7 protein-coding genes are annotated in these 10584 nt (G+C 72.6%); 3 read left to right on the top strand and 4 right to left on the bottom strand.

The annotated features are described in order from the left end of the window. Positions 1-1425: DEAD/DEAH box helicase (locus DW309_RS13375; RefSeq protein ID WP_136045651.1), on the bottom strand; the 1425-nt coding region annotated here is incomplete at its 3' end. A 195-nt stretch (positions 1426-1620) separates the two neighbouring features. On the opposite strand from DW309_RS13375, the gene DW309_RS13370 reads away from it, so the two are divergent. Then, a complete protein-coding gene (locus tag DW309_RS13370; RefSeq protein WP_136029975.1) occupies positions 1621-2334 on the top strand; it encodes a ferritin-like fold-containing protein in 714 nt (237 codons plus the stop codon). Positions 2335-2352: 18 nt separating this feature from the next. On the opposite strand, the gene DW309_RS13365 is transcribed toward DW309_RS13370, so the two are convergent. Both DW309_RS13365 and DW309_RS13360 read right to left on the bottom strand, forming a co-directional pair. After that, positions 2353-2640, bottom strand: coding sequence for a hypothetical protein (locus tag DW309_RS13365; RefSeq protein WP_136029973.1), 288 nt, complete (start codon positions 2638-2640; stop codon positions 2353-2355). A 6-nt stretch (positions 2641-2646) separates the two neighbouring features. Next, entirely contained in the window at positions 2647-2871 is a 225-nt protein-coding gene (locus DW309_RS13360; RefSeq protein ID WP_136029971.1) for a DUF3107 domain-containing protein, read from the bottom strand. 151 nt (positions 2872-3022) lie between these two features. Between DW309_RS13360 and DW309_RS13355 the strand changes: the two genes are divergently transcribed. Together DW309_RS13355 and DW309_RS13350 are read left to right on the top strand one after the other, a co-directional pair. After that, complete coding sequence (locus tag DW309_RS13355) at positions 3023-6235, top strand: ATP-dependent helicase (RefSeq protein ID WP_136045650.1); 3213 nt, start codon at positions 3023-3025, stop codon at positions 6233-6235. Beyond that, entirely contained in the window at positions 6199-9723 is a 3525-nt protein-coding gene (locus DW309_RS13350; RefSeq protein WP_240753220.1) for an ATP-dependent helicase, read from the top strand. The genes DW309_RS13355 and DW309_RS13350 overlap by 37 nt, the downstream gene beginning before the upstream one ends. On the opposite strand, the gene DW309_RS19680 is transcribed toward DW309_RS13350, so the two are convergent. Beyond that, a partial coding sequence (locus tag DW309_RS19680; protein WP_168387275.1) for a protein kinase family protein occupies positions 9669-10584 on the bottom strand: 916 nt, incomplete at its 5' end. The two genes, DW309_RS13350 and DW309_RS19680, sit on opposite strands and share 55 nt — an antisense overlap.

Raw genomic sequence — 10584 nt, 5'->3', positions numbered from 1 at the left:
GCCCGCACCGTCGTGCGTGCCGGCGCCCTCGGCGCCGCGGTCAGCGGACGCAGCGGAGGAGCCTTCGGACGCGGTGCCGTCGGCGGCACCCTCGGCGAACGTCGAACCGACCTGGCTCGAACCCGTGCGGCGGCGGCGACGACGACGCGTGCCCGCCTCGCCCGTGCCCTCGGCCGCGGCATCGGCGGCGCGCTCCGGACGACGGGTGCGCTCGGTCTTGACCGGCTCCTTCTTCGGCGCGGAGACCAGACGGCCCTTGGTGCCCTCGGGGATGTCGAGGTCGGTGTACAGGTGCGGGCTCGACGAGTACGTCTCGATCGGCTCCGGCTGGCCGAACTCCAGCGCCCGGTTGATGAGGGCCCACTTGTGCAGGTCCTCCCAGTCGACGAACGTGACCGCGATACCCGTCTTGCCCGCCCGGCCCGTGCGACCCGCGCGGTGGAGGTACGTCTTCTCCTCATCGGGGATCGTGTGGTTGATCACGTGCGTGACGTCGTCCACGTCGATGCCGCGGGCGGCGACGTCGGTCGCGACCAGCACGTCCTTCTTGCCCGCCTTGAATGCCGCCATCGACCGCTCGCGCTGGTCCTGACCCATGTCGCCGTGCACGCCGCCCACGTTGAACCCGCGGTCGCTGAGTTCGTCGACGAGACGCTGAGCGGCCCGCTTGGTGCGGGTGAAGATGACGGTCTTGCCGCGGCCCTCGGCCTGCAGGATGCGGGCGATGACCTCGTCCTTATCGAGCGAGTGCGCGCGGTAGACGAGGTGCTTGATGTTTGCCTGCGTGAGACCCTCGTCGGGGTCGTTCGCGCGGATGTGGATCGGGTTGGTCATGAACCGGCGGGCCAGTGCCACGATCGGCCCGGGCATGGTCGCCGAGAACAGCTGGGTGTGGCGCACGGCCGGGACCTTCTGGAAGATCTTCTCGATGTCGGCGAGGAAGCCCAGGTCGAGCATCTTGTCGGCCTCGTCGAGCACGACCTCGGTCGCGTTCGACAGGTCGAGCAGGCGCTGACCGGCCAGGTCGATCAGACGGCCGGGGGTGCCGACGACGATCTGCGCGCCCGCCTTGAGCTGGTCGATCTGACCCTCGTAGGCCTTGCCGCCGTAGATGGCGACGACGCTGGTCGAGCGGTTGCTGGTGAGCAGGTCGATGTCTTCGTACACCTGCACCGCGAGCTCGCGGGTGGGGACGACGATCAGCGCCTTGACGCCGTGCTCCGGGTCCTTCCCGAGCCGCTGCACGACGGGGATGCCGAAGCCGAAGGTCTTGCCGGTACCGGTCTTGGCCTGGCCGATGATGTCCTGGCCAGGCAGGCCGAGGGGGATGGTCTGCTCCTGGATCGGGAAGGCATCCACGATGCCCTTCGCGGCCAGTGCGTCGACGATGTCCTGATCGATGCCGAGATCGGCGAAAGTTGTCACTGTTTTCAGATTGCCTGTCCGGCGACCCGCGGGGATCGCCACGTAAACGGAGCCACGCCGTCTCTTGTGCCACAGGCGCGGGGCCCCGCTCCGACGGCGGGGACAGGGACAGCCTACCGGAGCCCCTCTCTCCGCCAGGAAGAAGCGCGGGCCCGAGTATTGTGAACGACGTGGTGGACTCGGGAGGACGGCCTCGTGGTTAAGTGGTTCTGGCAGCGCGACCGTGCGCCGCGGCGCGCCCTCGCACTGCGCAGTCGCGGCGAGCAGGGCGATGCGACCCGGGTCGATTTCGCCGAGCTGGCGCCCGAGCTTCCGCGCTTCCTCGGTCAGGCCGCCTACCTGCAGCTCGGCTACTTCGAGACGCTGACGCGACTCATCCGCGCGACACCCGAGCTGTCCGAGAAGGAGGCCCTGTCGCGCGCGGCGGGTGCCGCCCTCACCAAGCACCGCGGCATCGTCGACCTGATCGCCGAGCGCGGAGACGACCCCACGCAGCTGATGCTCCCCTTCCGCGAGCACCTCGACGCGTTCCGCCGCAAGACCATCGGCGCGCGCCCCCGGGAGACGCTCCTCGCCGTGTACATCACCGCGGGTATGCTCGACGACTTCTATCTCGCCCTCGCGTCCAGCTACGGAGAGCCGGGGCGGCGCGTCGCCGAGATCCTGCGCGAGGACGACGCCAGGCACGAGATCGTCGCGATCATCCAGGAGACGATCGAGAGCGACGAGGAGTGGCGGTCGCTGCTGTCGATGTGGGCGCGGCGCCTCGTGGGCGACACGATCCTCGTGTGCCGTGCCGCGCTGCGACCGGAACTGCTCGCCGTCGAGGAGGAGCGCATCGAGCCGGTCTACACCGAGCTCATGGGCGCGCATGCTCGACGCATGGACGCGATGGGCCTCGCCTCCTGAGCGGGCGGGCCCGCCGGGTCAGATCCCGAGCGCGGCCTTCGTCTCGGCGTCCGAGCGCCGGCGCAGGGCGGTGACCCCGACCGCGACCGCGGCCGAGACCACCACGGAGCCGAGGATGCTCGCGAGCCAGAGCCACGGGCTGTCCTCGCCGACGCCCGCCCACTGGAGCACGGTGTAGAGGAGCGCCGCGGTGGCGGTGGCGACGGCCGGAGCCAGGGCCACGCCCCGGAGCTCACGGCCGCCGACGACGTAGTGCACAGCGATGCCGAGCGCGCACGCCGCGATCAGGGCGAGGAGGATGTACATCGGCGGTCAGGCGACGAAGCCGACGCGGCGCGACTCCTCGGTGCCCAGCTCGATGAAGGCGAGGTTCGCGGTCGGCACGATGTAGGAGTTGCCCTTCACATCGGCGAAGCTCAGGTGGCTCGCGCTCTGCTCCAGCGCCGCGGAGACCTGGGTGCGGACCTCGTCCGCCGAGGCGGCGGTGTCGAAGCTCAGCTCGCGGCCGGTGTTGATGATGCCGATGCGGATTTCCACGCGTGCTCCTTGAAGTTCGTCGGACTCGCCAACTCTATCGCGCGGCACCGGGGCCGGATCGGCCGTCGCCGCCGGTTTCGCCAGCAGCGCACAGCGCGCCCGCGCGGGGCGGGCGACGCCCATGTCGGCCGCTCCCGTTAGCGTGGAGGACATGACTTCGGATGCCGCTCAACGTGCCGTGATCATGGCGCCGCCGACCGCGTCCGGCGTCATCATCGGTGCCCCGGGCACCGGCAAGACGACGGTGCTGGTCGACCGCATCGTGCGGCTCATCGACGAGGAGGGGCTGCGGCCGGAAGAGGTGCTCGCGCTCACCCCGAGTCGACAGGCCGCGACGGCGCTGCGCGATCGCATCGGCGTGCGCGTGGGACAGGCGACCCCCGGCCCGCTCGCCCGCTCGCTCGGTTCGTTCGCCTTCCAGCTCGTCCGCGGGGCGATGGTGCGCGAGGGCGCCGAGCCGCCCGCGCTGCTGACGGGCGCCGACCAGGACCGCATCATCGCAGAGCTGCTCGCGGGAGACACGGAGGACGGCCGCATCGCCTGGCCCGAGTCGCTCAGCGCCTCCGTGCGGGCGTCGAGAGGATTCCGGTCGGAGCTGCGCGCGTTCCTGGCCGAGTGCACCGAGCTGGGCGTGCACCCCGAGGAGCTGCGGTCGTCGGGCAACGAGGTGTGGGCGGCCGCTGCGGAGTTCCTGGTGGAGTACCGCACGGTGCTCGACGCCCTGCGGTCGGCCCACCGCGACGCGGCCGACCTGCTCAGCGAGGCGAGCGCGATCCTGCGCACGGCCGATGCCGCCACCCTCGGCCCGCTCGCGCCCGTGCGCGCGGTGCTGATCGACGATGCGCAGGAGCTCACGCGCGGGGGCATCGCGGTCGTCCGGGCCCTGCTCGACCGCGGGGTCGCGGTGCTGGCCTTCGGCGACCCCGACATCTCGTCCGGGGCGTTCCGTGGCGCGAGCCCCGAGCTCTTCTCGCAGCTGGCGGGGGCGCTCGGCGACGTGCACGTGCTCGACGGGGCGCACCGACAGCACGCCGCGCTCACCGCGCTCACCCGCACCGTGACGCAGGCGATCGGGGTGTCGGGGCGGGTGGAGCATCGGCGGGCGCCCGCGCCGCTCGCGGGGGAGGACGAGGCCCCCGTCGTGTCCACCTTCCTCGCGCCGTCGCCCTACGAGGAGTTCGACCGCATCGCGGGGGTGATGCGCGACTGGCATCTGAGCGACGGAGTGCCGTGGGATCGGATGGCGGTGATCGCCCACGACACCCGTCAGGTCACCGCCCTGGAGACCGAGCTGGCGGCGCGGGAGATCCCCACGCGAGCCGCCGGGGTGCAGCGACCGCTCGGCAGCGAGGGGATCGTGCGCGACATCGTCGGGATCGTCCGTCTCGCGCTGACCCCCGACGAGGAGCGGACGGTACAGGCGTGGGAGGACGCACTGCGGACGCCGTTCGGGGGCATGGATGCGATCGCCCTCCGACGACTCAGGGCGCGGCTGCGGCATCTCGAACTCGCCGACGGGGGATCGACGCCCGCGCGCGAACTGCTGCGTCAGGCTCTGTCGCAGCCCGCGACCCTCACCCTCATCGACGCCCCCGAGTCGCGCACGGCGGAGCGCTTCGCGGAGACGGTCGAGGCGGTCGCCAGGGCCGCCGCGGAGGGCGAGACCATCCACGATCTGCTGTGGCGCGTGTGGGAGCAGGCCAGGGCGGTGGACGGTCGCCGGCTGTCGGTGGCGTGGCGGGAGATCTCGCTGCTGCCGACCGGGGCGGAGACCGCGCGCTCGCTCGACGCGCTGGTGGCCCTGTTCGACGCGGCCAAGCGGTTCGTGGAGCGCACTCCGAACGAGAAGCCCGAAGTGTTCGTGCGCGACATCCTCGACAGCGAGGTCCCGGAGGACACGCTGTCGACGCCGGAGCGTCCCGGAACGGTCACCCTGCTCACCCCCGCGACCGCATTGGGCACGGAGTTCGACGCGGTCGTCGTCGCCGGGGTGCAGGACGGCGTCTGGCCCAACGTACGGCTGCGCGGCGGGCTCCTGCAGACGTGGCGGCTGCCCGGGGCGCTCGCCGCCGCCCGCACCGGTGTGCCCGACGAGCCGCCCGGTGTGCTCGACCGCCGACGGGCGGCCCTGCACGATGAGCTCCGTCTGTTCGTGCGGGCGATCTCGCGCGCCCGCGGCCGACTGCTGATCACGGCGGTCGACGACGACGACCTCACCCCCAGCCCGTTCTTCGGCTTCCTTCCGCCCCCGGAGCCCCCGGAAAGGCATGCGTCCGCGGAGCACCCGCTCACCCTGCGGGGCCTGGTCGCGCGCCACCGGCGCACGCTCACCACGGTGACGGCGGAGCCGCTGCGGCGCGAAGCCGCAGCGCAATTGGCGGTGCTGGCGCGGGAGGGCGTGCCGGGAGCCGACCCGGCCGAGTGGTACGGCGTGCGGCCGGCATCCACGCGGGCTCCGCTGCGCGACCTCGCGACCTCGGGTGCCCGCGTGTCGCCGTCGGCGGTCGAGTCGTTCGAGGAGTGCGGCCTGAACTGGGTGGTCTCGGCCCTCGGCGGCGACACCGTCATGCCCCCGACGGCGGGAATCGGCACGATCGTGCACGAGGCCATGGAGCGTGTGCCCGACGGCGACCTCGAGCGCATGCGGGCGATCGTCGCCGAGCACTGGCCGGAACTCGACTTCGAGACCGAGTGGATCGGACGCAAGGAGCGTCGTCGTGCCGACCTCTTCGTCGACCGGCTGCACACGTATCTCGGCGATGTCGCGCGCGACGGAGGCCGGGTGCTCGGCAGCGAGGTCGAGTTCCGGTTCGCGGTCGATGCCCGGGAGGGCGCGGAGGAGCCGACCGTGCATCCGGTCGACGAGGAGCGGGCACACCGGGCGATCGTGCACGGGTACATCGATCGGGTGGAGTCGTATCCCACCGGTGCGGGTGACCACCCGCACGCGCGAGGACGGGGATGGGAGCGCATGACCGGCGACGCCGAGGGCACGACCGTGGTCGTCGACCTCAAGACGGGCAAGACCGACCCGGAGACCGACGGAGCGGTGCGGGAGCATGCGCAGCTCGCGGCGTACCAGATCGCCGTGCAACAGGGGCTGGTGCCGGGCGCGACCCCGGGGTCGCTCGGTGGCGCGCGACTCGTGATCGTCTCCAAGACCCTGGCGAAGAGCGACTACCGCATCGCCCATCAGCACGCGCTCGACGGCGACGCGCGGCGGCAGTTCCTGCAGCGCGTGGCGGAGGTGGCGCGGGGCATGTCGGCCGCGGGGTTCACGGCCCAGGTCGAGTCGCACTGCGCCGACACGCAGCGCCGCGTGCACCCGTGCCGCATCCACACGGTCCCGGCGGTGAGCTCGTGACCGTGGCGGCGCCCGAGGTGGTGCTCTCGGCGACCGACATCGCCGCGGCGCTCGGCCTGCCCACGCCGACTCCTGCCCAGCAGGAGGTGATCGAGGCCCCGCTCGAGCCGGCACTCGTGGTGGCCGGGGCGGGCAGCGGCAAGACCGAGACGATGTCGGCGCGCGTGGTGTGGCTCGTGGCGACGGGTCGCGTGCGGCGCGACGAGATCCTCGGGCTGACCTTCACCCGCAAGGCCGCCGGCGAGCTGGCGGAGCGGATCGGTGCGCGTCTCGCGGTCGTCGACGAGTACGGCCGACGGGGACTGCTGCCGCACCTGCCCGCGATCGTCCGTAGCGACGCCCTCGACCGGGTGGCGGAGGCGGCGTCGGGACGGCAGCGCGACCTGGTGCGCGCCACGGTCCTCGACGACCTCGCCCGTCGGTTCGACACGGGTTGGGACCCGGCAGCGCCGCGGACGGCGGAAGACCTGATGATCCGACCGCGCGTGTCGACGTACAACGCGTTCGCGGACGGGATCGTGCGCGAGCATGCGGCCCGGATCGGCCGTGATCCCGATGTCGCCATGCTCAGTCAGGCGGCGTCCTGGATGCTGGCGCGGGAGGTGGTGCTCCGCAGCGACCTTCCGCAGCTGGAGGAGATCGACTACGCGCTCGGCACGGTCATCGACGCGGTGCAGCGCTTGGCCGGTGACGCGCTGGACCACCGGGTCGACCTCGCGCTGGCCGAGCGCATCGCGGTGGAGCAGGCGCGCGCGTTCGAGCCGTACCGGAGCAACGCGGACGTCGAGAAGGCGGCGATCAACCTGCTGAGCCTGCCCACGCTCACCGCCCTGGTGCGCGAGTACATCGCGGAGAAGCAGCGCCGGGGGGTGCTGGACTTCGCGGATCAGGTCGGCGGCGCCTACGACATCGTGGAGTCGGCCCCTGATGTGCGGGCCGAACTGCGCGAGCAGCACCGCGTCGTGCTCCTCGACGAGTACCAGGACACCTCGGTCATCCAGACCCGCTTCCTCGCCGAGCTGTTCCGCGATACGGCCGTCATGGCGGTGGGCGACCCGCATCAGTCGATCTACGGCTGGCGTGGAGCCAGCGCCGACAACCTCTACGCGTTCTCCCGGTCGTTCGCGAGCGCGGGGGCGGTGCGCACGTACAGCCTGATGACGAGCTGGCGCAACGACCGGGGCATCCTCGACATCGCGAACCGGGTGCTGGAGCCGCTGCAGCGCCCCGGACTGGACGTGCCGCCGCTGGAGGCGCGTCCCGGGGCGGGTGACGGCGGCGTGGAGGTGCGCTTCCCGCTCACGGTCGATGAGGAGGCGGCGGCGGTGGCGGACTGGTTCGTGCAGCGCCGCGCCGCACACGACGCGGGGGAGGGGGCACGGGCCGGATCCCCGCACACGGGCGCGATCCTGTTCCGCTCGAAGCGTCACATGCAGACGTTCGCGGCGGCGCTGGCGGCCCGAGGGGTGCCGCACCGCATTCTCGGGCTGGGCGGCCTGCTCGCCACGCCGGAGGTGGTCGACGTGGTGTCCACGCTGCGGGTCGTGCACGATCCCACTGCCGGTTCGGCCCTCATCCGGCTGCTGACCGGACCACGTTTCGGGGTGGGAGTCGCCGACATGGCGGCGCTGTACGACCTCGGCCGCACGCTGGCCGAGCGCGACACGACGATGCTCCCGCTCCCGGACGAGGTACGGGTGCGGCTGCGTTCGTCGCGCGGAGCGGACGAGGCCGTGTCGATCGTGGACGCGGTCGACGTGGTGCGCGCGGTGCGAGACGACTACCGCCTGCTCGAGGCCATCACCGCGGAGGGCAGGGCGCGGATCCGCGCCGCGGGTGAGATGCTGGAGCGGTTGCGCCGCGCGTCGTCGCAACCGATCCCCGAGCTGATCCGTCTGATCGAGTTGGAGCTCCGCCTCGACATCGAGCTCGCCGCCAACGAGACCCGCGGACCGGCGCGGATCGCGGCGACGCAGTTGCGAGCCTTCGCCGACGAGGTCCGTGCGTTCCTCGCCGCCGACGACCGCGGCACGATCGGCAGCCTCCTCGCGTGGCTCGACAAGGCGGAGAGCACGGACGAACTGATGCCGCGCCCCGAGCCGCCGGAGCCGGGCGTGGTGCAGCTGCTCACGATCCACGGGTCCAAGGGGCTCGAATGGGATGCGGTGGCGGTGGTGCGACTCGTGGTGGACGAACTGCCCGGTCGCATCGCCGACACGTCGGGCTGGTTCGGGTTCGGCGTGGTGCCGTTCGAGCTGCGCGGCGATCGTGACGCGCTGCCGAGGTTCACGTGGGACCCGGAGGATGCGGTGGGGGTCGAGACCGATCCGGTCAAGCGGCAGAAGCTCGCGCAGGCCTCGCTGTCGGGCGGCGCCACCCAGGCGAACCCTCAGGGCGGCGCACTCAAGCGCTTCAAGGACGCCTACCGCGAGTACCAGCGCCAGGAGGAGCGGCGCCTGGCGTATGTCGCGATCACCCGCGCCCGGAGCGACCTGCTGCTGACCGGGGCGCACTGGGCGGGGCAGAAGGCGCCGCGCACTCCGAGCCCCTATCTGCTGGAGGCGATCGAGGTGCGGGGCCTCGCGCCGATCGATGGCGTGGACCCCGACGAGAACCCGTACGACGGTCCGGGTGCGACCCTGCACTGGCCGCTCGACCCGCTCGGCGCACGGCGACCCGTGGTGATGCCTGCCGCGGCGGCGGTCGAGGAGGAGCTGCGATCGGGCACCGCGACCCCCACGCCCGAGCTGCAGCGACTGCTGGCGGAACGCGAGGCCCGCCAGCGGGGCACTGCGGCGGACGCTCCGACCCGTGTCCCTGCGTCGCGCTTCAAGGACTACGTCACCGACTACGCGGGAACGCTCGCGTCGATCGTGCGCCCCATGCCGGAGCGTCCCTATCGGCAGACGCGCCTGGGCACGCTGTTCCACGCCTGGGTCGAGCAGCGCTCCGAACTGGTGGGGGTCGGCTCCCGCGTCGATGAGGCGCTGTGGGAGCAGGACGAGGACGAGCCGTTCGCCGACGCCGTGTTCGACGGCGCCGGCCCCGGCGCGGTGGCCGACGCCGCCGACCTCGCGGTGCTGCAGCGCACGTTCGAGCAGAGCGAGTGGGGGTCGTTGCAGCCCCTGGCGGTGGAGATCGAGATCGACTTCGCGCTCGGTGCGGGCGGGGAAGGGTACGAGGACGAGCGCGGACACATCGTGATCTGCAAACTCGATGCCGTGTACCGCCGCGCGGACCGTGGCGGCCGCCTCGAGATCGTCGACTGGAAGACCGGTCGCGCGCCCCGGACGGCCGAGGAGCGGGAGGAGCGGATGCTGCAGCTCGCGCTGTACCGCCTCGCGTACCACCGGCGCTTCGGGGTGCCGCTCGACGAGATCGACGTGGCGCTGTACTACGTCGCAGACGACCTCGTCATCCGCGGGGACCGGGTCTATTCGGAGGAGGAGCTCTTCCAGCGCTGGAGTGCCGCGCGCGCCGCCCGCTGAGCCTCTTCGGAGTCGTCCCCGTCGTCCGCGCCTCCGTCGTGGCCGCCCGGGGTGGGCGCCGCGTCGACGTCACGCGAGCCGTGCGTCCCCGCGAACCCGGAGCGCACGCCGGAGAGGTCCTCGGTGTCGAGCTCGACCGCGCTGAAGCGCGGGGCGTCGCCCGCCGGAGCCTCGGCGTCGCTCCGCGTCGCACGACTCCACGGCCTGGGCGCGTCCGCTTCTGCCGGAGTGGAGCCGGGCTCCGCGTCGTCCCGCGCCTCGGCGTCCGCGACCCACAGGTCGTCGGGGTTGTAGGCGTCGGTCTGCATGGACGTGTCGACCTCGGGCGCGCGGGCGACCGGGACCCGGTCGAGTGCCTCCATCGCGGAGTCCACGCCGCTGCGGCGCTCGGCGGTCGCGATCCCGCGGTCGTTCAGGCCCTCCGCGAGAGCGGTGAGCAGTGCGGCGGCGTCGTCGACGATGTCGGGGCGGTGCAGCGCGTCCCCGTGAACCAGCCAGCGCGCGAACTCGAGCTCGGCGAGCAGCCGGGCACGGGCGTCGAGCCCGGCGTCGGGGCCACGGTCGACGGTGCGGGCATAGGCGGCCTGCACATCGGTGGCGGCATCCGGCGCGGCCGACAGCCAGGAGAGGTCGACCGCGGGGTCGCCCACCGCGAGCCCGTGCCAGCCCACGAGCCCAGTGACCCGGGGGCCTTCGTGCGGGTCGTCGTCGAACAGGAAGGAGGTCGCCTGCACCCCGCCGAGGACGACGGTGGACTCGAAGCGCCACAGCTCGTCGTCCGCGATCGCGTCGCGCCAGCGCACGGTGAGCCGCGCGGGGACGCGGCCGGTGGCGGCGGCGGTGTCGACGAGTCGTTCGAGC

This window comes from Microbacterium sp. K41 (assembly GCF_004794395.1).
GTDB classification, from domain to species: domain Bacteria; phylum Actinomycetota; class Actinomycetes; order Actinomycetales; family Microbacteriaceae; genus Microbacterium; species Microbacterium sufflavum.
Note: the sequence above shows the minus strand (reverse complement) of the source record. Positions and strands in the feature narration are given on the sequence as shown.

Excerpts from the sequence above, each read along its gene's own strand:
- DW309_RS13365 (WP_136029973.1), bottom strand. The coding sequence starts at position 2,640 with ATGTACATCCTCCTCGCCCTGATCGCGGCGTGCGCGCTCGGCATCGCT.
- DW309_RS13355 (WP_136045650.1), top strand. The coding sequence starts at position 3,023 with ATGACTTCGGATGCCGCTCAACGTGCCGTGATCATGGCGCCGCCGACC.